Below are 26672 nucleotides of genomic sequence, written 5' to 3'. Positions count from 1 at the left end.
CTGGTCCGGTACTGATGCCGACCATTGTGGACTGTCCCACCGACAACACCGACCGCGACCCGGGGACGCCCGGGTGGCTGCCAGGTGTCAGCGCGCTTGCATACAGTGGCAGGACAGCATTCAACGCGGTCAACACACGCGAGCGAAGGGACGTACATGCCCATGGGTCACACGGCCACAGCCGAGGCCGCTTCCGGCGGCCTGACAGCGACCGAGCACCGGCTGGCCAACGGCCTGCGGGTGGTGCTCTCCGAGGACCACCTGACCCCGGTGGCGGCGGTCTGCCTCTGGTACGACGTCGGTTCACGGCACGAGGTCAAGGGGCGTACCGGACTCGCCCACCTCTTCGAGCACCTGATGTTCCAGGGCTCCGGGCAGGTCGAGGGCAACGGTCACTTCGAGCTGGTACAGGGGGCCGGAGGATCGCTCAACGGCACCACCAGCTTCGAGCGCACCAACTACTTCGAGACGATGCCCACACACCAACTGGAGCTCGCTCTCTGGCTGGAGGCGGACCGGATGGGCTCGCTGCTCGCCGCGCTCGACGAGGAGTCCATGGAGAACCAGCGGGACGTCGTCAAGAACGAGCGGCGCCAGCGCTACGACAACGTGCCGTACGGCACGGCGTTCGAGAAGCTGACCGCCCTCTCGTACCCCGAGGGCCACCCGTACCACCACACGCCGATCGGGTCGATGGCCGACCTGGACGCCGCGACGCTGGAGGACGCACGGGACTTCTTCCGTAAGAACTACGCGCCCAACAACGCGGTCCTGTCGGTCGTCGGCGACATCGACCCCGAGCAGACGCTGGCCTGGGTCGAGAAGTACTTCGGCACCATCCCGTCCCACGACGGCAAGCAGCCGCCGCGCGACGGCGGCCTCCCCGACACCCTCGGCGCCGAGGTGCGCGAAGAGGTCCACGAGGAGGTCCCCTCGCGTGCGCTGATGGCCGCCTACCGGCTCCCGGAGGACGGCACGCGCGCGTGCGACGCGGCCGACATCGCGCTGACCATCCTGGGCGGCGGCGAGTCGTCGCTGCTGCACAACCGCCTGGTCCGGCGGGACCGGACAGCGGTCGCCGCGGGCTTCGGCCTGCTGCGGCTGGCCGGTGCGCCCTCGCTCGGCTGGTTGGACGTCAAGACGTCGGGCGGGGTCGAGGTCCCGCAGATCGAGTCCGCGGTGGACGAGGAGCTGGCCCGCTTCGCCGCCGAGGGCCCCACGGCCGAGGAGATGGAGCGCGCGCAGGCCCAGCTGGAGCGCGAATGGCTGGACCGGCTGGGTACGGTCGCCGGCCGGGCCGACGAACTGTGCAGGTACGCCGTGCTGTTCGGCGACCCGCAGCTCGCGCTGAGCGCCGTGCAGCGGGTGCTGGACATCACGGCAGAAGAGGTGCAGGAGGTCGCGAAGGCGCGGCTGCGCCCCGACAACCGCGCCGTGCTCGTGTACGAGCCCGTCACGGCGGACGAGACCGACGACAACACCCGGACTGACGAGGCGGACCTGTGACCGACGCCGCAACCGTGAGCATGACCTTCCACCCGCAGCCGCAGGCGGGTACCGCCAGGCCCTGGGCCTTCCCGGCCCCCGAGCGGTCCACGCTCCCCAACGGCCTGACCGTGCTGCGCTGCCACCGCCCCGGACAGCAGGTGGTGGCCGTCGAGATCAGCCTCGACGCCCCGCTGGACGCCGAGCCGGAAGGGCTCGACGGCATCGCCACGATCATGGCGCGGGCCTTCTCCGAGGGCACCGACAAGCACACCGCCGAGGAGTTCGCCGCGGAGCTGGAGCGCTGCGGTGCCACCCTCGACGCGCACGCCGACCACCCCGGTGTCCGGATCTCCCTGGAGGTCCCGGTCTCCCGGCTGCCCAAGGCGGTCGGCCTGCTCGCCGACGCGCTGCGCGCGCCCGCCTTCGCGGAGAGCGAGATCGAACGGCTCGTGGGCAACCGCCTCGACGAGATCCCGCACGAGCTGGCCAACCCGGCCCGCCGCGCGGCCAAGCAGCTCTCCAAGGAGCTGTTCCCCGCCACCGCGCGCATGTCACGCCCGCGGCAGGGCACCGAGGAGACGGTGGCGCGCATCGACGCGGCGGGCGTCCGCTCCTTCTACGAGGCGTACGTCCGGCCCGCGACGGCCACCGCGGTGATCGTCGGTGACCTCACCGGCACCGACCTGGACGGCCTGCTCGCCGACACCCTCGGCGACTGGAAGGGCAGCGCGGGCACGCCCCGGCCGGTGGCGCCCATCACCGCGGACGACACGGGCCGGGTGGTCATCGTGGACCGTCCCGGGGCCGTCCAGACGCAGCTGCTCATCGGCCGCATCGGCGCCGACCGGCACGACCGCGTCTGGCCCGCGCAGGTTCTCGGTACGTACTGCCTGGGCGGCACCCTCACGTCCCGGCTGGACCGGGTGCTGCGTGAGGAGAAGGGCTACACCTACGGGGTGCGCGCCTTCAGCCAGGTGCTCCGCTCCGCGCCGGACGGGACCGGCGCGGCGATGCTCGCCATCAGCGGTTCGGTGGACACGGAGTCGACCGGGCCCGCGCTCGACGACCTCTGGAAGGTGCTGCGGACCCTGGCCGCCGGTGGTCTCACCGACGCCGAGCGGGACGTGGCCGTGCAGAACCTGGTGGGCGTCGCCCCGCTGAAGTACGAGACGGCCGACGCGGTCGCGGGCACCCTCGCGGACCAGGTCGAGCAGCACCTGCCGGACGACTTCCAGGCGCAGCTGTACGCGCGTCTCGCGGCGACGGGCACGGTCGAGGCGACCGCGGCGGTCGTCAGCGCCTTCCCCGACGACCGCCTGGTGACGGTGCTGGTGGGTGACGCCGCGCAGATCGCGGAGCCGGTCAGGGCGCTGGGCATCGGCGAGGTGACGGTGGTCGCGGGCTGACCCCCGGCTGCCCCGCGGGCGCGGGGGAGTGAAGGACGGACAGGACTCCGGCGGCTCGGCTGCCGCCGGAGTCCTGTTCCGTGTCCGCCGGGCACCCGCTTCCGGTGTCCGCTGCGCACCGGTTTCCGGTGTCTCTTACGCACCCACTTCTGTGTCCGATGTGCGCACGCGATGTCCGGTTTATTCGCAAGGTTGCCTGTATTTCCTGTGGCATGACCGACAAAACTGCCCATCTGTTTGGTTCAACCGACAACCACCGTTTAGCGTCTCACTCGCTGTTCGTCGGACGTAAGCCGCGATCGCGGCGCCGAACAGCGATCGCCGAGTCCCCGTCAGGCGCGAGCCTGGGGAGCCGGGGACCCACGCAGTCCCTGGGGTGAATCGGGCCGCTCCGCGTGGAGCCGGCCCGTAGGAGACCTTCCTGCTCCGAACCCGTCAGCTAACCCGGTAGGCGAGAAGGAAGGAAAGGACCAGCCACTTCATGGCGTTCACCCGCCCTGCCGGTAAGCACCGTGCCCCGAACCGTCTGACCCGCAGGACTGCGACCGTGGCCGGTGTGGCCACCCTCGCCACCGCGGGTGTCATCGGCACTCTCGCGTCCCCGGCGATGGCCGACGACGTCAAGGCTCCCTCCGCGCAGGAAGTCAACCTGGAACGGACCATCCTTGTCGGCGATTCCGTCGCCGACCGGATCGCCGCCCAGGCCGTCGCGCAGCAGTACGAGGCCGAGCAGGCCGCGGCGAAGGCGGAGGCCAGGGCCAAGGCGGTCGCCAAGGCGAAGGCGGAAGCGAAGGCCAAGGCGCGGGCCGAGGCAGCCGCGAAGGCGAAGGCCGGCCGGGAGCGTGCGGCCCGCGACGCGGAGCGCAAGCGCCTCAATGCCTATGTGGCCCCCGTGACCGGCTCGTACGTCTCCACCGGTTACCGGACCGGCGGCAATCTCTGGTCCTCCGGCAGTCACACCGGCATCGACTTCCACGCGGCGAGCGGCACCCCGGTGCACGCCGTGGGCGCGGGCACCGTCGTCGAGGCGGGCTGGGGCGGCGCGTACGGCAACAACGTCGTCATCAAGATGAACGACGGTACGTACACCCAGTACGGCCACCTCTCGTCCATCGGCGTCTCGGTCGGCCAGTCCGTCACCTCGGACCAGCAGATCGCGCTCTCCGGCGCCACCGGCAACGTCACCGGCCCGCACCTCCACTTCGAGGCGCGTACGAGCCCCGACTACGGTTCCGACATCGACCCGGTCGCGTACCTGCGTTCACACGGCGTCAACGTCTGACCCACGCACACCCCCGTCCCCCGGTGGCCCCGGCGCAGATGCGCGCCGGGGCCACCGCTTTTTATGGCCAAAAGACAGTCATCATTTACCGGTGGCCTTCGGAAATTCACGTGCACTGTCATAGAGTCGCCGCACAGGTATGGATCGACCGCGATTTCGCGGGGGATCAGGCGGAGGTTCGGCCATGCGCATTCCCGCGCATTCGGTATGCACGGCAATTCGCGACGACATCATCTCGGGGGTCCTGGAACGCGGCACCCGGCTGACCGAGGAGGTGCTCGCGCGCCGCTACGGGGTCTCGCGCGTCCCGGTGCGCGAAGCCCTGCGCACCCTGGAGTCCGAGGGCTTCGTGGTCACCCGCCGCCACGCCGGCGCCTGGGTCGCCGAGCCGAGCGAGCAGGAGGCCGCCGACCTGCTGGAGATGCGGATGCTGCTGGAGTCGATGGGCGCGGCACGCGCCGCCCGGCACCGGACCGAGGCCCATCTGAAAGTCCTGCGGGGCTTGGTCGGCCTGGGGCAGGAACGGGCCCGTCGGGGGCAGGGTGAGGATCTGCGCTCACTCGGCGGCTGGTTCCACGAAACGCTCGCGCAGGCGTCCGGGAGTGCGGCGCTGACCACCCTGCTGACTCAGCTGAGGCAGAAGACCGCCTGGATGTACACCGTCGATCAGCCGGTCCGGCCCGTCGATTCCTGGGCCGAGCACGGCGCGATCGTGGACGCGGTGGCCCGTGGTGACGCCGAGCGGGCCCGGTCACTGACCACGGCGCACGCGGACCGGGCGACGGCGGCGCACCGGCTCCGCAAGCGGGGGCGTGTGAGGACTTCGCAACATGCCGTAAACGTTTCGGGCATCCCGGATTAACGAGCGTGCCGTAGAAAAAGAGCGGCATACGGAAATAGTTGTATTCCCGCAGCCGGTCTTCTGCGTGCCCTCGACCGGTCCCCGGCAATTGACCGCGCCGGAAAGACGGAATGGCAGGGAGAGTGCGAAGAGCAGGAGAGCGCGAAGCGCAGGAAGAGTACGAAGCCCAGGGAAAGCGCGAAGGGCAGGAAAAGCAGAACCGCAGCGCCCGAATTCGGGACACTGCGGTTTCTCGGAACGCCCGACTCCGGTGTCCGGAACGAACCGGCCGGGCGGAGCGGCACACGTCTCAGACGGTCTCGGGCAGTTCGTCGAGTCCTTCGGCGACCAGTTTGGCCAGCCGGTCGAGTGCCGCCTCGGCGCCGTCGACGTCCGAGGACAGCACGATCTCCTCGCCACCTTCGGCGCCCAGGCCGAGAACCGCGAGCATCGACGCGGCGTTGACGGGGCTGGTGTCGGGCCTGGCGATCGTCACCGGGACCCCGGAAGCCGTCGTGGCACGGACGAAGATGGAGGCCGGACGGGCGTGCAGACCCTCGGCCCAACCGACCTTGACGCGGCGCTCAGCCATGGTGTTGCCCTTCGAGTTCTCTGACGGTTGTCTAGACCATTCTTGCACGGGGTGCGCGGCGTGCCGGGGGCCGTGCCGGATCCCAGACTGCACCGCTCGCGGTACCGCCGCGACCCGTACGCTTTCCCCATGCAGCCCCCGCTGGAGCAGAGCCCGCACCAGGAGTACCCGGCCCACTGGGAAGCGGACGTGGTGCTGCGCGACGGCGGTACGGCCCGGATCAGGCCCATCACCACCGAGGACGCCGAGCGGCTGGTCAGCTTCTACGAACAGGTCTCGCCCGAGTCGAAGTACTACCGCTTCTTCGCCCCCTACCCCAGGCTGTCCGCCAAGGACGTCCACCGCTTCACCCATCACGACTACGTCGACCGGGTAGGTCTGGCGGCCACCGTCGGCGGGGAGTTCATCGCGACCGTCCGCTACGACAGGATCGGCGAGGACGAGGCGGAGGTCGCCTTCCTCGTCCAGGACGCGCACCAGGGGCGCGGTGTGGCCTCCGCCCTCCTCGAACACATCGCGGCCGTTGCCCGTGAACGCGAGGTCAGCCGCTTCGTCGCCGAGGTGCTCCCCGCCAACAACAAGATGATCAAGGTGTTCACGGACGCCGGGTACGAGCAGAAACGCAGCTTCGAGGACGGCTCCGTCCACCTCACCCTCGACCTCGAACCCACCGCGGCCTCGCTCGCGGTCCAGCGCGCCCGCGAACAGCGCGCCGAAGCGCGCTCGGTACAGCGGTTGCTCGCCCCGCGCGCCGTCGCCGTGGTCGGCGCGGGCCGCACACCCGGCGGGGTGGGGCGCACGGTCCTGCGCAATCTGCTCGGCTCGGGCTTCACCGGCCGTACGTACGCGGTGAACCGCGCCTTCCCCGACGGCGTCACCGAGCTGGACGGGGTCCCCGCGCACCGTACCGTCGCCTCGATCGACGACACCGTGGACCTGGCGGTCATCGCCGTACCGGCCGGACGCGTCCCCGAAGCGGTCGCCGACTGCGGCGAGAGCGGCGTGCAGGGGCTGGTCGTCCTCTCCGCCGGGTACGCCGAGAGCGGCGCCGAGGGGCTGCGCCGCCAGCGCGAACTGCTCCGCCAGGCCCGCTCGTACGGCATGCGCATCATCGGCCCGAACGCCTTCGGCCTCATCAACACCGCCGAGGCCGTCCGGCTGAACGCCTCACTGGCCCCCGAGTCCCCGGTCCGCGGCCGGATCGGTCTCTTCACCCAGTCCGGCGCGATCGGCATCGCCCTGCTCTCCGGGCTGCACCGGCGCGGAGCCGGACTCTCCTCCTTCATCTCCTCGGGCAACCGCGCGGATCTCTCCGGCAACGACTTCCTGCAGTACTGGCACGAAGACCCGGACACCGATGTCGCCCTGCTCTACCTCGAATCGATCGGCAACCCCAGGAAGTTCACCCGGCTCGCCAGGCGCACGGCAGCGGTGAAACCGGTCGTCGTGGTCAAGGGCGCCCGGCACAGCGGCAGCGCCCCGCCCGGCCACGCGGTCCCGGTCACCCGCCTCCCCGACGCCACGGTCTCGGCGCTGCTGCGGCAGGCCGGCGTCATCCTCGTCGACACCGTCACCGAGCTCGTCGACGCGGGGCTGCTGCTCGCCGACCAGCCGCTGCCCGAGGGGCCGCGCGTGGCGATCCTGGGCAACTCCGAATCCCTGGGCCTGCTGACGTACGACGCCTGTCTGACGGAACGGCTGCGTCCGCTGCCGCCCGTCGACCTGACGACGGACGCGACTCCGCAGGACTTCCGCGACGCGCTCGCCGGGGCGCTGGCCGACGAGGGCTGCGACGCGGTCCTGATCACGGCGATCCCCTGGGTGGGGGAGAACGGCGTCACCGAATCGGGCGACGGCGAAGTGCTCGCCGCCGCGCTCCGCGAGGCCGCCGCCCACTCCCCGGCCAAGCCGGTCGCCGTGGTCCACCTGGAGATCGGCGGACTGGCGGAGGCGCTGGCCGCCGCCACGAACTCGGTGCGCCACCCCAAGGGGACGCCGCCGCCCGCCGGTCCGAGGACGGCGGGCGGCGGGGAAGCGGCGACGTCCGACTCCGACGGCGGGACCGACGCGCCGCCCGCCTGGGACCGCCCCGGCGGGATGCCCGCCTACCCCGCCGCCGAGCGGGCCGTCCGCGCCCTCGCCCAGGCCGTCCGGTACGGACAGTGGCGCCGCCAGGCCGCCGACCCCGGCCGGGTCCCCGCGTACGACGACATCGACGAGCCGGGCGCCGCCGAGCGGATCGGGGCGCTGCTCGAAACGGCCCACGTCGACGTCGCCCGCGGCCTGACCCTGTCCCTCGACGACGCCTGCGAACTGCTCGGCCTCTACGGCATCCGCGTCCTCCCGGCCCGCCCGGCGCCGGACGCGGACACCGCCGTCGCGGCAGCCGCACACCTGGGCTACCCCGTGGCGCTCAAGGCAACCGCACCGCACCTCCGCCACCGCCCGGACCTCGGCGGTGTACGCCTGGACCTCGGGTCCGAGACCGGGCTGCGCCGCGCCTACACCGAACTGACCCGGGCGCTCGGCGCACCGGCGGTGGTCCAGCCGGTGGTCCAGGCGATGGTTCCCCGCGGTGTGGACACGGTCGTCCGGTCCGCGATCGACCCCGCAGTCGGCGCCGTCCTCTCCTTCGGGCTCGCCGGGGCGCCGTCCGAACTGCTCGGCGACACCGCGCACCGGCTGGTCCCGGCCACCGACCGGGACGTCGCCGAACTCATCAGGAGCATCCGGACGGCCCCCCTCCTCTTCGGCTGGCGGGGCTCGGCGCCCGTGGACACCCACGCCCTCGAAGAGCTGCTGCTCCGGGTGTCCCGGCTGGTCGACGACCACCCCGAGGTGGTGTCCGTCGCCCTGGAGCCGGTGGTGGTCGGGCCGAGCGGTCTGTCGGTGCTCGGCGCGTCCGTTCGGCTGGCGCCCGCGAACGCCCTCGGCGACCTCGGGCCGCGCCGGATGCCCAGCTACTGAGGAGGCAGCTGTCATGAGGGCCGGACGCGCCTTCTCCGCCCTGTGGCGGGGCCCGTACCGCGCCCACCTCCCATGTGCCCGTCGGTCTAAGATGGAGCCCATGGCGAAGACCGGTACAACGACCCAGGGGCTGCGCGCGGCGATCGAGCGCAGCGGCTATTACCCGGCCCTCGTGGCCGAGGCGGTGGAGGCCGCTGTCGGCGGCGAGCCGGTTTCTTCGTACCTGGTGCACCAGGAGACGACGTTCGACTCCAACGAGGTGCGCCGCCATGTCACGGTCCTCGTCCTGACCGGCAACCGCTTCATCGTCAGCCACACCGACGAGCAGGCCGCCGACGGCGGCTCTCCGACGCCGTTCGCCACCACCTCCACCGAGTCGGTGAAGCTGGGCCGGATCTCCTCGGTGGTCCTGAGCCGGGTGGTGGCCAACCCGGAGAAGTACGTCCCGGGCACCCTGCCCCGTGAGGTCGTCCTGACCATCGGCTGGGGCGCGGTCGCCCGTCTCGACCTGGAGCCCGCCGCCTGCGGCGACCCCAACTGCGAGGCGGACCACGGGTACACCGGCAGCTCCACGGCCGACGACCTGAGCCTGCGCGTCAGCGAGGCCGGTGACGGCCCCGACACCGTCCGCCAGACCCTCGCCTTCTCCCAGGCGCTCTCCGAGGCGACCGCGGCGGCCGGCCGCTGATGGTCCAGCCCGACTGGCGGTACGAGGACGACGTCGCCCCGCTCGCGCTCTCCACCGCCCCCGTCCCGGAGTACGGCTCGGGCTCGCTCGCCGATCTGCTGCCGACGCTCGCCGCGGGCCTCGGCGTCCCGGGTTTCACCGCGGCGATCCCGGAGCTCACCCCGGCCGACCGGAACTGCGTCTTCCTGATCGACGGCCTCGGCTGGGAGCAGATCCGCGCCCACCCGGACGAGGCCCCGTACCTCCACTCGCTCCTCGGCACCTCGCGCGGCGGCACCGGCCGTCCGATCACGGCCGGTTTCCCCGCCACCACGGCCACCTCGCTGGCCTCGGTCGGCACCGGTCTGCCGCCCGGCGCGCACGGTCTCACCGGCTACACCACCCGGAATCCCGCCACCGGTGAGCTGATGAACCAGCTCCGCTGGCGGCCCTGGACGGACCCGCACGTCTGGCAGCCGTACCCCACGGTCTTCCAACTCGCCGACGCGGCAGGCGTCCACACCGCCCAGGTCTCCTCACCGGACTTCCAGCACACCCCGCTCACCAAGATCGCGCTGAGCGGCGGCACCTTCCGGGGCAAGCTCACCGGCGAGGACCGGATGGACCTGGCCGCGGCCCAACTGGGCGCGGCGGACCGTTCGCTGATCTATACGTACTACAGCGAGGTCGACGGCAAGGGCCATCGCTTCGGGACGGACTCGGACGCCTGGCGCGGCCAGCTGATGTACGTCGACCGGCTCGTCCAGCGCCTCGCCGAACAACTCCCGCCGCGCTCCGCGCTCTACGTCACCGCCGACCACGGGATGATCGACATCCCGTTCGACGAGGAGTCCCGCATCGACTTCGACGAGGACTGGGAACTGGGCGCGGGCGTCGCGCTGCTGGGTGGCGAGGGCCGTGCCCGCCACGTCTACGCGGTGCCCGGCGCCGAGGCCGATGTGCTGACCGTCTGGCGCGAGGTGCTCGGTGAGCAGTTCTGGGTGGCGAGCCGCGAGGAGGCCGTCGCGGCGGGCTGGTTCGGCCCGCAGGTCGACGAGCGGGTGCACGGGCGGATCGGCGACGTGGTCGCCGCCGCCCACGCCGACGTGGTGATCACCGCGTCCCGCCGCGAGCCCCACGAGTCCGTCATGGTCGGCATGCACGGCTCGATGACCCCCGTGGAGCAGCTGGTGCCGCTCCTCGAAGTACGCTCTTGACCCGCGTACCCCACCCACGCGTTCCCCACCCGTTTCCCCCGGATCCGAAAGGTCCTCGACTTCCCATGCCCGAGCTGGTGTTCTTCTCCGGAACGATGGACTGCGGAAAGAGCACTCTGGCGCTGCAGATCGGACACAACCGTTCGGCCCGTGGCCTCCAGGGCGTGATCTTCACCCGCGACGACCGTGCGGGGGAGGGCAAGCTCTCGTCCAGGCTCGGCCTGGTCACCGACGCGGTCGAGGCGGACGAGGGCATGGACCTCTACGCGTACCTGGTGGGCCGCATCACCCACGGCGACAGGGTGGACTACGTGATCGTGGACGAGGCGCAGTTCCTCGCGCCGGACCAGATCGACCAGCTGGCCCGGGTGGTGGACGACCTCGACCGGGACGTCTTCGCCTTCGGGATCACCACCGACTTCCGGACCAAACTGTTCCCCGGCTCGCAGCGGCTGATCGAACTGGCCGACCGGATCGAGGCGCTTCAGGTCGAGGCGCTGTGCTGGTGCGGCGCACGGGCCACGCACAACGCGCGCACGGTGGGCGGGGAGATGGTCGTCGAAGGCGCGCAGGTGGTGATCGGGGACGTCAACCGGCAGCAGGGCGAGGTCGGTTACGAGGTGTTGTGCCGACGCCACCACCGGCGCAGGATGACCGCCCGGTCGGCCCGCGCGGGGGCGCTCTCGCCCGATGTCCTGCCGGTCGCGACGCGCTGATCACCCGGTATTCCCGACACCCGCGTCAGTGCTGCGGTGCCTCGGTACGGGCAGGCGCGGCGGCATCGAACAGCTGGTCCACGTCGTGGGCGGTCAGCGCCGGACCGGCGCAGCAGATCACCATCAAGGCCGCCACGGCCACGACCAGACGGCGGCGCAACGGCGTGGGCGGGGCGAGCAGGGCCTGGACCCGCTGGGGCACCGGGCCGCCGGTGGCGGCCAGTGCGGGCTGCGGGGCACGACCGGTGGCGAGTGCCGCGCGGGCGACCGCGCGGGCGACCAGATGGCGGTCGGCCACGACGGCTCCGGCCGACTCGTCGGCCCAGCACTCCAGCGCGTGGGCCCCGGCCCGGGTGAGCGGCCTGAGCAACGGGTTGGCCGCCGCGGCGAGTTGCAGCACCAGCAGGAAGACATGGTGACGGTGGCGCAGATGAGCGCGCTCGTGCGCCAGCAGGGCGCGGCGCTCGTCGGCGTTCAGGGCGCGGAGCATGCCGGTGGAGACCACGATCCGGCCGGGCGCCCCGGGCAGCGCGAAGGCCACCGGAGCGGGGTCGTCCAGAACCGCCAGATCACCCGAGGTGGGCAGGGGCCGGAAGTCGTGCCGGGCCCGGACGAACACCCGCACCCAGCGGTACGCGGACACGACGAGGGCCGCCAGACAGCCGAGAGCACCGACGGCGCACGCCGCGGCCACCGGCCAGTCGAGCGGGTTGTCGGCGGCCAGCACCCGGGGTGACCACCGGCCCTCGGCGGCCACTTGAGGAATCTGTCCGATGAAGGTGACACCGAGCATGGCCAGGACCGCGACCCAGGCGCCCGCCGCGATCACGGCGGCCGAGGTCAGCATCCAGGCGGCGGCGCGCGGGGGCAGCCTGCGGGCGGTCCGGGGCGCGCTCAGCGTCAGGACCACACCGGCCGACAGCGCCACGCACAGGCTGATCCACACGGTCCTACTCCTTCGCGTCGCGCAGGAGTTGTTCCAGCAGCTTCTCGTCGTCGGCGGGCAGCTCGGAGACGAAACGGGCGAGCACCGCGGCCCGGTTCCCGCCGTGCTCCAGCAGATCGCGCATCCCGGCCGCCGCGTGTCCGGCCTCGTCGCGCACCGGGGAGTAGAGATACCCGCGTCCGGCCCGGGTACGGGTCACCAGGCCCTTGGCGTGCAGCCGGGACAGGATCGTCAGAACGGTGGTGTAGGCGGGGTCGCCGGTGACCTGTTCGCGCACCGTACCGGCGCCCGCGGGCTCACCGGCCGCCCACAGAGCGGCCAGGACCTCGCTCTCCAGCTCGCCCGGCGCACGCCGTCCCGATGGCCCCTGCTTGCTCACGCTCCGCACCCCTCTGTACTCCGCCCGGCTGCGCCGCAGCTCCGTCCGCGCCGCTCCGTGTCCATGAACCGCGCCGGTCCTCCAAGCTACTACGGCATACGGAGCGCGGGCGTCCGCCCGGATCCGCGGTGAGCGGGGTCCGGCCACCCGTGTTCCCCGAGCGGTCCGACCTCCAGCCCGCGCTCGTGGCAGGTGTCCAGGATCCGGGGAAGCGCGCCGAGGGTGTTGCGCCAGGAGCCGGTGGCGGACGTGCAGTCGGAGTCGTGCAGCAGGATGGTGCCGCCGCCGCGCAGGTCGCGCGCGACGGTGTCGTGTACGGACGCGGGGGTCGCGCGCTTGCGCCAGTCCTCGCCCCAGGTGGTCCACAGGACGGGGGTGAGGCCGAGGCGGCGGCAGGCCAGGTACGTCCCGGCGGTCATCACCCCGTACGGGGGCCGGAACAGCCGGGGCGGGACGCCGGTGATGCCGGTGACGGTGTCGTGCGCACGGGCGAGGTCGTCGTAGGTGGCGGCGGGGCCGCGCACCAGCAGCGGCCGGTGGGCCCAGCCGTGCAGGGCGATCTCGTGCCCGGCGGCGGTCATCTCCCGTACCAGGGCGGGGGAGCGCACCGCCATCGAGCCGAGCAGGAAGAAGGTCGCGTGCACCCGGCGGGCGTCCAGCAGGCGCAGGAAGTGCGGGGTGGAGAGATGGTCGGGGCCGTCGTCGAAGGTGAGCGCGGCGTGACCGGCCCGGCCCTGCCCGGACAGCCGGGGCATGAACCTGTTGCGCAGCGGCCCGAAGGTGGAGACGACCGGTGCGGCGTGCACGGCGGCGAGCGCGGGCAGCACCGCGGCGCCGGCGAGCAGGACGGTACGGGCCGTTCGGTGCAGGGTCATCGGCGCACGTCGCCGTCCAGGAAATGCGTGAACGAGCCGAAGCGGGCCGGTGAGTCACCGTACGCCTCGGCGAGCGGGGCGCCGATCCCCAGCAGCAGGGTGGCCGCCATGGCGACGGTCACGACGGCGGCCCGGCGACGGGCCCGGCGGCCCGGCGGTGTGCCCCAGGCGACGGGACGGTGGCGGGCGGCGGCGGCGATGGCCGCGGCGGGGCCGGGCCCCTTGTCGTACAGGGCCAGTCCCGCGGCGCGCTGGGACCGGCCGAGGGGGCCGTCGAGCAGTTCGGTGAGCGTCTGTGCGAGGTCGGCCGGTTCCCGTATCCAGGTGGCGAGCCCGGCTTCGTGCAACGCGGCGGCATTGGTCTGTCCATGGCCGGGAATGCAACGGTAACTGGCCACCGGCAGGCCGCTGGCGAAGGCTTCGAGCGAGGTGAGGCCGCCCGCGTTCTGCACCAGGACGTCCGCCGCGGACATCAGTGCGGGCATGTCCGCCACCCAGCCGTGCACATGCTCGATCCCGGCTCTGCGGAGCCGCCCGGCCAGCGCCTCGTTGTGCCCGCACACGACGACCGGTACGGCTGTGCCGCTCGCCCGTATCTCGGCGGCCACCTGCTCCACCGGCCCGACCCCCCACGATCCGGCCACCAGCAGCGCCACCGGGGCCTCGTCGGGCAGGCCGAAGCGGGCACGCGCGGCGCTGCGGCGCCGGGGCGTGGCGGGGGCGAAACGGTCAGCGGTGACGGGTCCGCTGACGGTCACCCCGGCGGCGCCCTGGGCGGTGGCCTGTCCGGCGGGTATCGCATGGGCGGCGAGATGCGTGTCTATCCCGGGCGCCACCCACAGCGAATGGACCGAGAAGTCGGTGAGGTAGGTGATGGCCGGTACGGACAGCCGCCCGCGCAGCCGCAGACCGCCGAGTACCTGGCTCGCGCACGGATAGGTCGAGACGACCGCGGAGGCGTCGGCGGGGACGGCCCGCAGGGTGCGCCGCTGGGCAACGCGGAACAGGGCGCGCAGGACCGGGCCGGGCCCCCCGGTGTGCTCGGTGGCGGCGTAGATCCGCTGGTAGCCGGAGGGCGCCCAGGTCAGCAGGCGGTGGTAGCTGCCCGACAGCAGTTTCCCGAGCCGGGCGGGGAGCAGATCGAGGAAGTCGTGCCGGTCGACCGTGAAGCCCTCGGCCTCCAGACGGCGCGCCAACTCGTGGGCCGCGCCGTCGTGTCCCGCGCCGACGCTCGCCGAGATGATCACGATCCGCGGCAGCGCGTGTTCCCGCCGGTGGGTCCGGCGCGGGAACACCCCGCCGCCCACGGGGAATTCGGGGTCCTGGTGGTACGACACGGCCGATCAGCCTCCGAACTGGCAAGAGCGGGACAGGGGTTCGCTCTCGCCGGGCTGACGGAAGTGCCGGGCGCGCGAAAACGACGCCGTCCGGCGGGGCCTGAGGGATCAGGACGGCGCGGAGGGCTGCCGTCTGAAACTACTACATGATGTAGAAGTAAGGGAATGGCCCTCGGATGGGCGGTCCGCCGGGGGTATCGCGAACCGGCCGGGGAGACGGCGAACCGGCCGGACGGCAGCCTGCTGCTCCGTCCGGCCGGTGGTGATGTCCGTGCCTGCCCGAGGGGTGCGACGCCCGCCCCGGGGAGCGCCGTGCCTGCCCGGGGTCGGTGCCGGGGTCAGTGTGCCGCCGCGTTCAGCGCGCCGTCCGGACGATCGTGAAGGCCGCGCCCTCCGGGTCGGCGACCGTGGCCAGCCGCCCGGTCTCGCCCTCGCGCGGTTGCTGCAGCACGTGCCCGCCCAGCTCGACCACCCGGTGTGCGGCCTCGTCGGTGTCTGCCACCTCGAAGTACGTCATCCAGTGCGCACCCCTGTCCCTGGGCAGCGCCTGACCGACCCCGTGCAGGGAGGCCACCGCGTGGCCCTCCAGGTACAGGGTCAGATAGTCGAAGTCGGCCGAGACCACGGCCTCCGTCTCGTATCCGAACACCGCTTGGTAGAACTTGCCGACCGTCCCGGTCTCCCGGGTCACCAGTTCGTTCCACACCGGCGTCCCGGGGACGCCCGCCTCCGCGACCCCGGCGTGGGCGGTCGCCTGCCAGACGCCGAAGACCGCGCCCGCGGGGTCGGACCCTATGGCCAGCCGCCCCGCCTCGCCCGCGTCCAGCGGCCCCACTCCGACCGTCCCGCCGCAGTGCCGGATGGTCTCCGCGGTCGCGTCGGCGTCGTCGGACGCCAGATAGGTCGTCCAGGCGATCGGCAGATGCCGGTCGGGCGGCATCTGCCCGATGCCGGCGACCTCCTTGCCGTTGAGCAGCGCGCGTACGTACGGCCCCAGTTGGAGGGGGCCAGGCTGGAACTCCCAGCCGAACAGGTCCCCGTAGAACTCCTGGGTCGCTGCCAGGCCGTGCACCATCAGACTTACCCAGCAGGGGGTTCCGGGCGTACGCCGAGTGGCTGCCTCGGTCATCTTCGCTCTCTCCTCGGACCATCGGTGGTGGCCGTGCGGGGGTCGGTGGGCGGCCCTCACCCAGATGCTTCCACCACCTGCCGCGCGCCGGGCCCCGGCCGCGCCGTATTTTGCACGTTCCAGCAGGAGGATGCCTGTTTTGATACTCCTCGTCCGTTTCTACGGCGTTACGTGCGAGCCGGTCCCTGGGCGAGGATGTGATCCATGACTCCCATCATCACCGCAGCCGAACTCGCCAGCGAGTCGGCCGGAACGCGGCCACCGGTGCTCCTCGACATCCGCTGGAAGCTCGGCGGCCCGAATCTGCGCCCCGAGTACGAGGCCGGGCACATCCCCGGCGCGGTCTTCGTCGACCTGGACGCGGAACTGGCCGGTCCGCCCGGCACCGGCGGCCGTCATCCGCTGCCCGATCCGGCGGAGTTCGGCGAGGTGCTGCGCCGGGCGGGTGTCTCGCGGGACACCCCGGTCGTCGTGTACGACGGCGGCCAGGGCTGGGCCGCCGCGCGCGCCTGGTGGCTGCTGCGCTGGACCGGCCACCTCGATGTCCGGGTCCTGGACGGCGGTCTCGCGGCCTGGACGGGCCCCCTCTCGGCGCAGACTCCGGCGCCCGCCCGGGGCGATTTCACCCCCGTACCGGGCTCGCTGCCGCTCCTCGACGCGGACGGCGCGGCCGGGCTGGCCGGGAAGGGGCTGCTGCTGGACGCCCGCGCCGCCGAGCGCTACCGCGGCGACGTGGAGCCCATCGACCGGGTCGGCGGGCACATCCCCGGCGCGGTGTCCGCGCCGACCACGGAGAACGTCCGCCCGGACGGCCGGTTCCTGCCGGCCGACGAGCTCAGGGCCCGGTTCGCCGGGCTGGGGGCCGCGGGCGAGGACACCGAGATCGGTGTGTACTGCGGGTCCGGTGTCTCCGGGGCCCACGAGGTGCTCGCCCTGGAGGTCGCGGGCTTCCCGGCCGCTCTCTACGCGGGTTCCTGGTCGGAATGGTCGTCCGACGAATCCCGCCCGGTGGCGACCGGTCCCGATCCCCGGTAGCCGCCGCCGGACACCAGTGGGGCCCGCACGCGGCGCGTACGGGCCCCACTGGTCCTGTCTCTCCCGCCCAAAGGCCGCCCGGCGGACCGGGGGCGGGCAGTCCCTAATCCTGCTTCTTGCGCCGCGTCCCGAAGACGATCTCGTCCCAGCTCGGTACGGCCGCACGCCGCCCCGGCCGCACGCCGTCGGCCTCGGCCTGCCGGTCCGTCGTCCCGGTGAGCCGGTCGCGGTGACCGGTCACCGCACGGGGCATCAGTACGTCCGCGTACGCCGAACCGGCGCCGACCGACGCCGCGGGCGGCTCCTCGGCCTCCGACTCGCGCACCGGCTCGGCCGGCGGAAGCTCCGGCGGAGCGGGCCGGTCCGGTACGACCATGTCGCCGCGGAAGCTCGGGACGGCCTCCAGCAGGCTGGTCAGCGAATCGCGCTCGCTGATGCTGTCGTCCGGCTCGGGAGGCGCGGGCACGGGCGCCGTGGGCCGCTCCATCTGCCGGTCCAGGGCACGGTCGAGCGGCCGGTCGCGCGGCAGCCTGGCGATCCGCGGTACGAACGGAAAGCTCGGCTCGGGCGCCACCAGCGAGTTGTCGGACTCGCCGATCAGCGACCGTGCCTCGTCGTCCATGGCCTGCACCAGACGGCGCGGCGGGTCGTACGTCCAGCTCGCCGAGTGGGTCTCGGTCGCGACCCGGTACACCAGCAGGACTTCCCAGGTGCCGTCGTCACGGCGCCAGGAGTCCCACAGCACGGTGTCCCGGTCGGCGCCGCGCAGCAGCAGCCGCTCCTGCACCGCCTCGCCGAGCTGCGGACCCGTGCCGGTGTTCTCACCGGCACGGCGCACGGGCGTCTTACGGGCCCGTTCGGCCATGAAGGCGCGCTCCGCGAGCACGGGGCCCTCGAAGCGGCGGACCCGGTCGACCGGGATCCCGGCCATCTGGGCGACCTCCTCGGCGGAGGCACCGGCTCTTATACGTGCCTGAATGTCGCGGGGACGGAGGTGGCTCTCCACCTCGATCTCGATCTGGCCGAGGCGCGCGCGGTCATTACGGACCGCCGCACGCAGCCGCTCGTCGATCGGAAGCGTGTACTCCGTACTGTCCGCAGCTTTGAGCACCAGTCGTGTGCCGTCATTCGAGACGGCCACGACACGCAGTTCGGGCATGGGAACCTCCCGGGTGGTGCCTGCCGACGTCACGTGCGTCGCTGCTTCCGCTAGTCGAGTGTGGCCTGCCCGGGTTCGGCACGCCACAACCTTGCCGAGTTACCCGGCGTGTCGGGTCTCAGTCCTGGAACGCCGTTATGGCACGGTTACCTGTTCGCAACGCAGAGCGACTGGCGATCACTCTGTGCAGCGGGCGCCCGTGCGGTGCCACGGCTCCGCCGGTTCGAGTGCCGCCTTCGGCCCCCTCCCGTTGGTCCGGACACCCTTGTGGGAGGCCGGGCCCAGGGCTCGACACAGTACTCCATTCGGGCCAAGTGGGTGGACGGCTCGCCGCTCGAGTTCTGGCGGCCCGGGGGAGCGGAATCCCGATAATTGCCTCCGGTGTATGCCCTCGGGTGTTGTGCTTCACACAATCTCCCGAATCGGAACTATCCACTTCGCTCACATGTCCCTTTCTGGTGCAGAGTGTCATCAGATGGGCAAACAGAGGCTGGAGATGGAGCAGAAGCCGGACAGCGGGACAGAGTCCGAGAACGCGACGAAGAAGAAGCTCGACCTGAGCGTGCCGCAGGTCGCGGGCAGCGCCTTCGCGGCTGTCGTGGCGGCGGTGCTGGCCTCGAAGCTCGGGGTGTACGGAACGATCATCGGCGCAGGTGTGGTCAGTGTGATCGCGACCTGTGGCGGCACGATCTTCCAGCATCTCTTCCGGCGTACCGGGGAGCAGATCCGCGAAGTCACGGTGCAGGTGAAGCCGAAGGGCCCGAGGTTCCCGACCCGGCAGGTGCCGGTCAGCCGGGTTTCCGTCAGCCAGGTGCCCGGGACCGCGGAGCCGGGGGAGATGCCGCCCACGGTCGCCGCGCCGTGGCCCGACGAGCTGAGCAGCACCACCACGGGCGGCCGTCGGGCCGGGGACCGGGCGGCCCCGGGTCCCGGTCCGGACGCGACTCGGCTGCTGCCCCTCGACGGGGAGTTCACCGAAGCCACGACCCACGGCACACGGGTGCGCGGCTGGAAGCGCTCGTCGCTCGCGGCCGGCGTCGCGTTCCTCGTGGCGATGTCCGGGATCACCGGGTTCGAGCTGCTCTCGGGGCACGGCCTCAGCGGCGGCAGCGGAACGACGGTGGGATCGGCCGTGCAGGGCGGCGGTACGAAGGCGTCGAAGCCCTCGCCCGCCCCTTCGCACTCGACGGAGCAGGACCGGCAGCAGGGCGGGAACCCGGACCCGAGCCGGAGCCCGGACCCGTCGCCGAGCCGCAGTTCCGGCGACGGCGGGCAGACCGGGCCGGGCCCCGGGAAGAGCGACGCTCCGGCCGACCCGGCCCCGAGCCCTTCACCGCCCTCGTCGGGTGACGCCTCCACGGCACCCGACCCGGCACCGTCCGGCCCGGCCGACAGCGGGACGGGCGGCACCACGGGCCACGACGGCACCGTCCAGCAGGACAAGGGGGCGGGCTCCGGGGCGACGACTCCCTGACGTGATCTTCAACCTGTGCGGCGCGGAGCCCCCCTCGGGCGGTCAGTCGCCCAGGACCCGGCGCAGGTAGTCGTTGGCGAACAGCCGCTGCGGGTCCAGCCGGTCGCGCAACGCCGTGAACTCGCCGAACCGCGGATACACCCCGGCCAGATATTCGGCGTCACGGCTGTGCACCTTGCCCCAGTGCGGCCGGCCGCCGTGCGCGGTCATGATCCGCTCGACGGCGGTGAAGTACGCCCGGTGCGGTGTGCCCCGGTACAGGTGCACCGCGATGTACGCGCTCTCCCGTCCCGAAGCCGTGGAGAGCGCGATGTCGTCGGCGGGCGCCGTCCGCACCTCCACCGGGAAACTCACCCGCAGCGGTGAACGCTCCACCATCGCCTTCACCTCGCGCAGCGCCGCCACCGCGGCCTCGCGCGGCAGGGCGTACTCCATCTCGACGAAGCGCACCCGGCGCGGACTTGTGAAGACCTTGTAGGGGACGTCGGTGTAGGTGCGGGCGGAGAGCGCGCGGCTGGAGATCTTCGCGACGGCGGGGATCGTCGCGGGGACGGCCCGGCCCAGCGAACAGGCCGCCTGGAAGAGGCCGTTGGAGAGGAGCTCGTCCTCGATCCACCCGGCTACCTTGCCGGGGGGCGCGGCGGGGCCCGCGCTGCGGTTGTTGCGCTTGGTGTTGCAGTTGCCGGTGTGCGGGAACCAGTAGAACTCGAAGTGCTCGTTCTCGGCGACGAGCTGCTCGAAGTCGGCGGTCACCCGGTCGAAGGCCATCGGCTCCTCGCGGGCCGTCAGCAGGAAGACCGGCTCCACCGCGAAGGTGATCGCGGTGACGACCCCCAGCGCGCCCAGGCCGATCCGGGCGGCGGCGAAGACCTCGGGGTTCTCCTGCTCCGAACACTTCAGTACCGTGCCGTCGGCCGTCACCAGCTCCAGCGCGCGGATCTGCGCGGAGATCGACGCCGAATCACGGCCGGTGCCGTGCGTGCCGGTACTGGTGGCGCCCGCCACCGTCTGCTCCATGATGTCGCCCATGTTCGTGAGGGAGAGCCCCTCACGGGCGAGCGCCAGATTCAGCCGCTTCAGCGGAGTACCCGACTCGACGGTCACGGTGCCGGCCGTGCGGTCGATCTCCCGGATGCCGGTGAGGAGATCGGGGCGTATCAGTACCCCGTCGGTCGCGGCCGTCGCCGTGAAGGAGTGGCCGGTGCCGACGGCCTTCACCTTCAGGCCCTCGTCCGCCGCCCGCCGGACTGCGCCCGCGAGCTCCTCGGCCGACGCGGGGGTCACCTCCCGCACCGGGCGCGCGGTGACGTTCCCCGCCCAGTTACGCCACGTGCCCGCCGTTCGCGCTGTCACCGATGTCCGTGCCGTACCCGTCATCTGCCCCGCTCCCCTCGTGTAGTGGCGCCGGCACATGGAGCCGGCGATACCCGAGCAACGCCACCACGGCCGCGAGCGCTCCCGCCACGAGCGGCACCAGATACCCCTGGCCGGCCCCGCCCGCGTCGACCGCCCAGCCGGCGGCCGAAGAGCCGAGTGCCACCCCGACCGCGAGCCCGGTACTGGTCCAGGTCATGCCCTCGGTCAGTTTGCTGCGCGGTACGTGCTGCTCGACGAGGGCCATCGTGGTCACCATCGTCGGTGCTACGGCAAGGCCCGCGACAAAGAGCGCCCCGGCCAGAAACGGCAGGTTCCCGGCCAGTTGGAGGGGGATCATACTCAGCGCCATCGCGCACACACCCACCAGCCACCTGCGTGAGGCCGGGCCGCGAGGGTGCAGCAGTCCGAAGACAGCGCCGGCCAGACAGGAGCCGAGGGCGTACACGGCGAGAACGACACTGGCCAGCGCCTTGTGCCCGCGCTCCTCGGCGAAGGCGACCGTCACGACGTCGATCGCCCCGAAGATCGCCCCGGTCGCCACGAAGGTCAGGACCAGCATCTGCAGCCCGCGCGAGGCCAGCGCCGAACCGGCCGGTCCCTGGCCGCGCGGATGCGGCGCCGGTTCGGTCGCGCGCTGCGAGGTCAGCCAGAAGACGCCGACGACCAGGAAGCCCCCGGCCATCAGCGGGCCCGCCTCCGGGAACCAGGCCGTGGACAGCCCGATGGAGAGGATCGGGCCGAAGATGAAGCAGACCTCGTCGACGATCGACTCCCAGGAGTACGCCGCGTGCAGGCTGCGCGGGGTGCCCCGGTAGATCGCCGCCCAGCGGGCCCTGACCATCGAGCCGATGCTCGGTACGCAGCCCGCGCCCGCCGAGAAGAGGAAGAGCGTCCACTCCGGCAGCTCCTGCTGCGCACAGATCAGCAGGCCCGCGACGGCGGCGGCCGAGACCAGGGTGGCGGGGCGCAGCACCCGGCGCTGCCCGTGCCGGTCGACGAGCCGGGAGATCTGCGGACCGATCGCCGCCGCGGACAGTGCCAGTGTCGCGGAGAGCGCACCGGCCAGCCCGTAGCGCCCGGTGAGCTGGGAGATCATCGTCACCACACCGATCCCCAGCATGGAGAGCGGCATCCGGCCGAAGAGTCCGGCCGCCGAGAACCCCTTGGTGCCGGGGGCGGCGAAAATCGCACGGTAGGGACTGGTCAAGAAGGGCTCCGGTAAGGCGTAAGTGTCGTTTGCGCAGCTTACGGTCGCAGTGACGGGTCCTGCACCGGGGGTCAGGAACGGGCACCCGTTGCGTGGGGGGTCCCCCGGCCTGTCGGAGGCGGGTGGCAGGATCGGAGCCATGTCCGATCAGCGTGATCCAGATCCCTACGACGCCCTCCTGCTGCTCTCCTTCGGCGGCCCCGAGGGCCCGGACGACGTGGTCCCGTTCCTGGAGAACGTGACCCGCGGCCGCGGTATCCCCAAGGAGCGGCTCAAGGAGGTGGGGCAGCACTACTTCCTGTTCGGCGGGGTCAGCCCCATCAACGGCCACAACCGCGCCCTGCTGGACGCGCTGCGCAAGGACTTCGCCGAGCACGGCGTGGAACTGCCGGTGTACTGGGGCAACCGCAACTGGGCGCCGTACCTGACCGACACCCTGCGGGAGATGGTCCGGGACGGCCACCGGCGTATCGCCGTGCTGGCCACCAGCGCGTACGCCTCGTACTCCGGCTGCCGGCAGTACCGCGAGGACCTCGCCGAGGCGCTGGCGACGCTGGAGGCGGAAGGCCTTGAGCTGCCGCGCGTCGACAAGCTGCGGCACTACTTCAACCACCCGGGTTTCGTACGGCCCATGACCGACGGTGTCCTGAAGTCGCTGGCCGGGCTGCCCGACGAGGTACGCGACGGGGCGCACCTGGCCTTCACCACCCACTCCATCCCCACCGCCGCGGCCGACAGTTCGGGGCCCGACGGCGGGGCGTACGTCGCCGAACACCTGGACGTGGCGCGGGTGATCGTCGACGCGGTCCGCGCGGAGACGGGGATCGAGCACCCCTGGCAGCTCGTCTACCAGTCGCGCAGCGGCGCCCCGCACATCCCGTGGCTGGAACCCGACATCTGCGACCACCTGGCGGAGCTGCACGGCGCGGGCGCGCCCGCGGTCGTCATGGTGCCCATCGGCTTCGTCTCGGACCACATGGAAGTCCTCTACGACCTGGACACCGAAGCCGTCGCCAAGGCCGCGGAGCTGGGGCTCCCCGCCGCGCGGTCCGCGACGGTCGGCGCCGACCCGCGCTTCGCGGCAGCGGTGCGCGAGCTGCTGCTGGAGCGCGCAGCCGCGGAGCGGGGGCTCCCGGTGGCGCGCTGCGCGCTGGGAACGCTCGGCGCCTCGCACGACGTGTGCCCGGTCGGCTGCTGCCCGGCCCGCAGTGCCAGGCCCGCAGCCGCGGGCGCCGACAGCCCGTACGCCTAGAGGGAGAACCGTGACCGATCCGCTCCACACCGAACTGCTCGAACTGGCCCAGGAGGCAGCCCGGCGCGCCGGCACCCTGCTGCGGGACGGGCGCCCCGCCGACCTGGAAGTGGCGGCCACCAAGTCCAGCCCCATCGACGTCGTCACCGAGATGGACATCGCGGCCGAAAAGCTGATCACGGGCTACCTCGCCGGTCTCCGTCCCGACGACGGGTTCCTCGGCGAGGAGGGCGCGAGCTCCGAGGGCACCAGTGGCATCCGCTGGGTCATCGATCCGCTGGACGGCACCGTCAACTACCTCTACGGCCTGCCCACCTGGTCCGTGTCGATCGCGGCCGAGCAGGACGGCGAGACCGTCGTGGGTGTGGTGGCCGCGCCGATGCGCGGCGAGACGTTCCACGCGGTCCGCGGCGGCGGGGCGTACCTCGGCGACCGGCGACTGCGGTGCAGGCCCGCACCGCCCCTCGACCAGGCGCTGGTGTCGACCGGCTTCAACTACGTCACGACGGTGCGCGTCCACCAGGCGTCCGTGGCCCAGCAGTTGATCCCGCAGCTGCGGGACATCCGGCGGGGCGGCTCGGCCGCGGTCGACCTGTGCGACGTCGCCGCGGGCCGGCTCGACGGGTACTACGAACGCGGACTGCACCCCTGGGACCGCGCGGCCGGGGACCTCATCGCCCGCGAGGCCGGTGCGAAGACCGGTGGGCGGCCCGGGGAGCGCCCTACGGACGATCTGACGGTCGCCGGGTCGCCGGGCGTCTTCGAGCCCCTCCAGGCCCTCCTGGAGGAGTACGGCGCCTGGCACGACTGACGCCCCGGCTCCGAGCACGCTGACAGGCCCCGGCGGCCGGGACAGGGCACGGGGAGCGCATGCGAAGGCCCCGGCACCGTCGTCCTGTGGTGCCGGGGCCCCGCACGCCGTACGTCAGACGCTCGCGGTGCGGACTTCCACGCCGTGTTCGGCGGCGAGGCGGTGCAGATCGTCCAACTCGCCCTGCTCGACCTCCGCCAGGAAGTCGTCGCCGGTCTCGCGAGCAAGGGTCAGGTCGGTCTGAGCTGCCTTTATGCGCTGCAGCAGACCTGCGGTGAATGCGTCCATGGTGCGCCCCCTCGTCGTGGGTCGGTGGCACGGGGGTGTGCCGAGGGTCATCAACTGATCACGGGCTCCCCGGGGCGGCGGAGCGGCCTGTGGCGCGCCACATACAGGGCGTGATCGGCGGGTGTGCAATCGTCCTCCCCTCGCTCCACCTCAGAGAAACCTCAACCGGCCCGGGAATCACGGAATTCCCACCGTTCCGGGGCCCGGCATTGTCTTACAGCCGGTTTATGGCCGTACGGGGCAGGATGGACGTACACACACTCCGTGCCAGAGCTGCCCTGAACAGGGCTCAGAGGAAGGACAGCGCCGTGCGCGTACTCGTCGTCGAGGACGAGCAGCTGCTCGCCGATGCGGTGGCCACCGGACTTCGCCGGGAGGCCATGGCCGTCGACGTCGTGTACGACGGCGCCGCCGCCCTGGAGCGGATCGGGGTCAACGACTACGACGTCGTCGTCCTCGACCGCGACCTGCCGCTGATCCATGGGGACGACGTCTGCCGCAAGATCGTCGAACTCGGCATGCCGACCCGGGTCCTCATGCTGACCGCGTCGGGTGACGTCAGCGACCGGGTCGAGGGCCTGGAGCTCGGCGCGGACGACTACCTGCCCAAGCCCTTCGCCTTCAGTGAGCTGACGGCGCGGGTACGGGCGCTGGGGCGCCGTACGACGGTCGCCCTGCCCCCCGTCCTGGAGCGGGCCGGCATCAAGCTGGACCCCAACCGCCGCGAGGTCTTCCGGGAGGGCAACGAGATCCAGCTCGCGCCCAAGGAGTTCGCCGTCCTCGAAGTGCTGATGCGCAGCGAGGGTGCGGTGGTCTCCGCCGAGCAGCTCCTGGAGAAGGCCTGGGACGAGAACACCGACCCGTTCACCAACGTCGTGCGGGTGACCGTCATGACGCTGCGCCGCAAGCTCGGTGAGCCCCCGGTCATCGTGACCGTGCCCGGCTCCGGATACCGGATCTGACCGCCCGGTGGCCTCCACCCCCGCGCCGCCGACGGCGCCTCCCAAGCCGACCTGGGACCCGAAATCAGCCGAGTCCCTGTCGCCCTTGCTGCGTCCGACCATCCGGATACGCCTGACCCTGCTGTACGGCGGGATGTTCCTGATCGCCGGGATCCTGCTGCTCACGATCATCTACATGCTGGCGGCGCAGGCGCTGCACAGCGGCAGCAGCACCCCTGCCTTCCAGGTGTCCGGCCAGAACGTGTCCATCGCCAGCCCGACCTGTCCGAACCTCGGGCAGACACAGAACAGCGACCAGCTGAACAGCGTGCTGAAGGCATGCATGAGCGAGCAGCGTCAGCACGCCCTCGACAATCTGCTGACCCGCTCGCTGTACGCCCTCGTGGGCCTGAGCATCATCGCCTTCGCCTTCGGCTACGCCGTGGCCGGGCGGGTGCTGTCGCCGCTCGGCCGGATGACGCGTACCGCCCGCCGGGTGGCCGGAACGGACCTGACCAGGCGGATCGAGCTGGACGGCCCGGACGACGAGCTCAAGGAGCTGGCCGACACCTTCGACGAGATGCTCGACCGACTGGAGCGGGCCTTCACCGCGCAGCAGCGCTTCGTGGCGAACGCCTCGCACGAGCTGCGCACCCCGCTCGCGATCAACCGCACGCTTCTGGAGGTCCACCTCTCCGACCCGGGCGCGCCGGTGGAGCTGACCCAGCTGGGTAAGACGCTGCTGGCCACCAACGAACGCAGCGAGCAACTGGTGGAGGGGCTGCTGCTGCTCGCCCGCAGCGACAACCAGATCGTCGAGCGGAAACCGGTCGACCTGGCCGAAGTCGCCACCCGCGCCCTCGACCAGACCCACGCGGAGGCCGAGGCGAAGGGCGTGGAACTGCGCGGGGAGCAGGCGCCCGCGGTGGTCCAGGGCAACGGTGTCCTGCTGGAGCGGATCGCCCTGAACCTGGTGCAGAACGCGGTGCGTTACAACATCCCGGAGGGCGGCTGGGTGGAGGTCACCACCGAGCTCCAGCCCGGACAGGCGGTGCTGGTGGTGTCGAACACGGGACCCGTGGTCCCCGCGTACGAGATCGACAACCTCTTCGAGCCGTTCAGGCGCCTGCGTACCGAGCGGACCGGGAGCGACAAGGGGGTGGGGCTCGGGCTCTCCATCGCCCGCTCCGTCGCGCGCGCCCACGGAGGCCGTATCATCGCGGAGCCTCGCGAGGGCGGCGGCCTCGTGATGCGTGTCACGTTGCCTGTTTGAGACGTTTCCGGGG

General features: G+C 72.2%; 24 protein-coding genes and 1 riboswitch. Of the genes, 14 read left to right on the top strand and 10 right to left on the bottom strand.

Features of this window, described 5'->3' with window-relative positions; genetic code table 11:
- The first annotated feature begins 156 nt into the window (after positions 1-156).
- The 4 genes from NBY69_RS28705 (at position 157) to NBY69_RS28690 (ending at position 5038) form a co-directional block, all read left to right on the top strand.
- Entirely contained in the window at positions 157-1506 is a 1350-nt protein-coding gene (locus NBY69_RS28705; RefSeq protein ID WP_250304792.1) for a pitrilysin family protein, read from the top strand.
- Positions 1507-1526: 20 nt separating this feature from the next.
- Positions 1527-2894: a pitrilysin family protein gene (locus tag NBY69_RS28700; RefSeq protein ID WP_250304849.1), complete on the top strand. Its 1368-nt coding sequence runs from the start codon at positions 1527-1529 to the stop codon at positions 2892-2894.
- A gap of 309 nt (positions 2895-3203) precedes the next feature.
- Positions 3204-3362: riboswitch (cyclic di-AMP (ydaO/yuaA leader) on the top strand.
- A gap of 13 nt (positions 3363-3375) precedes the next feature.
- Positions 3376-4176, top strand: coding sequence for a M23 family metallopeptidase (locus NBY69_RS28695; RefSeq protein WP_250304791.1), 801 nt, complete (start codon positions 3376-3378; stop codon positions 4174-4176).
- 184 nt (positions 4177-4360) lie between these two features.
- Positions 4361-5038, top strand: a complete 678-nt coding sequence (locus NBY69_RS28690) for a GntR family transcriptional regulator (RefSeq protein ID WP_250304790.1) — start codon at positions 4361-4363, stop codon at positions 5036-5038.
- Between the two features lie 289 nt (positions 5039-5327).
- On the opposite strand, the gene NBY69_RS28685 is transcribed toward NBY69_RS28690, so the two are convergent.
- Positions 5328-5609, bottom strand: a complete 282-nt coding sequence (locus NBY69_RS28685; RefSeq protein WP_250304789.1) for an HPr family phosphocarrier protein — start codon at positions 5607-5609, stop codon at positions 5328-5330.
- 129 nt (positions 5610-5738) lie between these two features.
- On the opposite strand from NBY69_RS28685, the gene NBY69_RS28680 reads away from it, so the two are divergent.
- From NBY69_RS28680 to NBY69_RS28665, 4 genes are all read left to right on the top strand, one after another.
- Positions 5739-8576 carry a bifunctional GNAT family N-acetyltransferase/acetate--CoA ligase family protein gene (locus NBY69_RS28680; protein WP_250304788.1) on the top strand — a complete coding sequence of 946 codons (2838 nt, stop codon included), beginning with the start codon at positions 5739-5741 and terminating at the stop codon, positions 8574-8576.
- A gap of 100 nt (positions 8577-8676) precedes the next feature.
- Positions 8677-9264, top strand: coding sequence for a DUF5998 family protein (locus NBY69_RS28675; protein WP_250304787.1), 588 nt, complete (start codon positions 8677-8679; stop codon positions 9262-9264).
- Complete coding sequence (locus tag NBY69_RS28670) at positions 9264-10460, top strand: alkaline phosphatase family protein (protein ID WP_250304786.1); 1197 nt, start codon at positions 9264-9266, stop codon at positions 10458-10460. The genes NBY69_RS28675 and NBY69_RS28670 overlap by 1 nt, the downstream gene beginning before the upstream one ends.
- 65 nt (positions 10461-10525) lie before the next feature.
- Complete coding sequence (locus NBY69_RS28665; RefSeq protein ID WP_250304785.1) at positions 10526-11176, top strand: thymidine kinase; 651 nt, start codon at positions 10526-10528, stop codon at positions 11174-11176.
- A 25-nt stretch (positions 11177-11201) separates the two neighbouring features.
- Here the strand turns inward: NBY69_RS28665 and NBY69_RS28660 are convergent, their stop codons facing one another.
- The 5 genes from NBY69_RS28660 to NBY69_RS28640 all read right to left on the bottom strand — a co-directional run bounded on the left by NBY69_RS28660 (position 11202) and on the right by NBY69_RS28640 (position 15842).
- Positions 11202-12122, bottom strand: a complete 921-nt coding sequence (locus NBY69_RS28660) for a M56 family metallopeptidase (RefSeq protein WP_250304784.1) — start codon at positions 12120-12122, stop codon at positions 11202-11204.
- A 4-nt stretch (positions 12123-12126) separates the two neighbouring features.
- Positions 12127-12501, bottom strand: coding sequence for a BlaI/MecI/CopY family transcriptional regulator (locus NBY69_RS28655; RefSeq protein WP_308409509.1), 375 nt, complete (start codon positions 12499-12501; stop codon positions 12127-12129).
- 89 nt (positions 12502-12590) lie between these two features.
- Complete coding sequence (locus NBY69_RS28650) at positions 12591-13376, bottom strand: polysaccharide deacetylase family protein (protein WP_250304782.1); 786 nt, start codon at positions 13374-13376, stop codon at positions 12591-12593.
- Positions 13373-14713, bottom strand: a complete 1341-nt coding sequence (locus tag NBY69_RS28645; protein WP_250304781.1) for an MGDG synthase family glycosyltransferase — start codon at positions 14711-14713, stop codon at positions 13373-13375. The genes NBY69_RS28650 and NBY69_RS28645 overlap by 4 nt, the downstream gene beginning before the upstream one ends.
- A 355-nt stretch (positions 14714-15068) precedes the next feature.
- On the bottom strand, positions 15069-15842 hold the full coding sequence (locus NBY69_RS28640) for a VOC family protein (protein WP_250304780.1): 774 nt from the start codon (positions 15840-15842) through the stop codon (positions 15069-15071).
- Positions 15843-16046: 204 nt separating this feature from the next.
- On the opposite strand from NBY69_RS28640, the gene NBY69_RS28635 reads away from it, so the two are divergent.
- Complete coding sequence (locus NBY69_RS28635; protein WP_250304779.1) at positions 16047-16877, top strand: sulfurtransferase; 831 nt, start codon at positions 16047-16049, stop codon at positions 16875-16877.
- A gap of 103 nt (positions 16878-16980) precedes the next feature.
- On the opposite strand, the gene sepH is transcribed toward NBY69_RS28635, so the two are convergent.
- Positions 16981-18036: a septation protein SepH gene (gene sepH / locus NBY69_RS28630; protein WP_250304778.1), complete on the bottom strand. Its 1056-nt coding sequence runs from the start codon at positions 18034-18036 to the stop codon at positions 16981-16983.
- 475 nt (positions 18037-18511) lie between these two features.
- Here sepH and NBY69_RS28625 point away from each other — a divergent pair, with 475 nt between their 5' ends.
- Positions 18512-19510, top strand: a complete 999-nt coding sequence (locus NBY69_RS28625; protein ID WP_250304777.1) for a hypothetical protein — start codon at positions 18512-18514, stop codon at positions 19508-19510.
- A gap of 42 nt (positions 19511-19552) precedes the next feature.
- Here NBY69_RS28625 and NBY69_RS28620 read toward each other — a convergent pair whose 3' ends face one another.
- The gene (locus NBY69_RS28620) at positions 19553-20887 is read right to left on the bottom strand and encodes a D-arabinono-1,4-lactone oxidase (RefSeq protein WP_250304776.1); all 1335 of its coding nucleotides are present in this window, start codon (positions 20885-20887) and stop codon (positions 19553-19555) included.
- Positions 20832-22094, bottom strand: coding sequence for an MFS transporter (locus NBY69_RS28615; RefSeq protein ID WP_250304775.1), 1263 nt, complete (start codon positions 22092-22094; stop codon positions 20832-20834). The genes NBY69_RS28620 and NBY69_RS28615 overlap by 56 nt, the downstream gene beginning before the upstream one ends.
- A 139-nt stretch (positions 22095-22233) precedes the next feature.
- Here NBY69_RS28615 and NBY69_RS28610 point away from each other — a divergent pair, with 139 nt between their 5' ends.
- Both NBY69_RS28610 and NBY69_RS28605 read left to right on the top strand, forming a co-directional pair.
- Complete coding sequence (locus NBY69_RS28610) at positions 22234-23346, top strand: ferrochelatase (protein ID WP_250304774.1); 1113 nt, start codon at positions 22234-22236, stop codon at positions 23344-23346.
- Between the two features lie 10 nt (positions 23347-23356).
- Positions 23357-24157 (top strand): inositol monophosphatase family protein, encoded by an 801-nt coding sequence (locus tag NBY69_RS28605; RefSeq protein WP_250304773.1) that lies wholly within the window; start codon positions 23357-23359, stop codon positions 24155-24157.
- A gap of 114 nt (positions 24158-24271) precedes the next feature.
- Here the strand turns inward: NBY69_RS28605 and NBY69_RS28600 are convergent, their stop codons facing one another.
- Positions 24272-24445: a hypothetical protein gene (locus NBY69_RS28600; protein ID WP_250304772.1), complete on the bottom strand. Its 174-nt coding sequence runs from the start codon at positions 24443-24445 to the stop codon at positions 24272-24274.
- 308 nt (positions 24446-24753) lie between these two features.
- On the opposite strand from NBY69_RS28600, the gene NBY69_RS28595 reads away from it, so the two are divergent.
- Together NBY69_RS28595 and NBY69_RS28590 are read left to right on the top strand one after the other, a co-directional pair.
- The gene (locus tag NBY69_RS28595; RefSeq protein ID WP_250304771.1) at positions 24754-25407 is read left to right on the top strand and encodes a response regulator transcription factor; all 654 of its coding nucleotides are present in this window, start codon (positions 24754-24756) and stop codon (positions 25405-25407) included.
- Between the two features lie 7 nt (positions 25408-25414).
- The gene (locus NBY69_RS28590) at positions 25415-26659 is read left to right on the top strand and encodes a cell wall metabolism sensor histidine kinase WalK (protein ID WP_250304770.1); all 1245 of its coding nucleotides are present in this window, start codon (positions 25415-25417) and stop codon (positions 26657-26659) included.
- Positions 26660-26672: the final 13 nt, after the last annotated feature.

The organism is Streptomyces sp. A 4/2, assembly GCF_940670765.1.
Taxonomy (GTDB): Bacteria; Actinomycetota; Actinomycetes; order Streptomycetales; family Streptomycetaceae; genus Streptomyces.
Note: the sequence above shows the minus strand (reverse complement) of the source record. Positions and strands in the feature narration are given on the sequence as shown.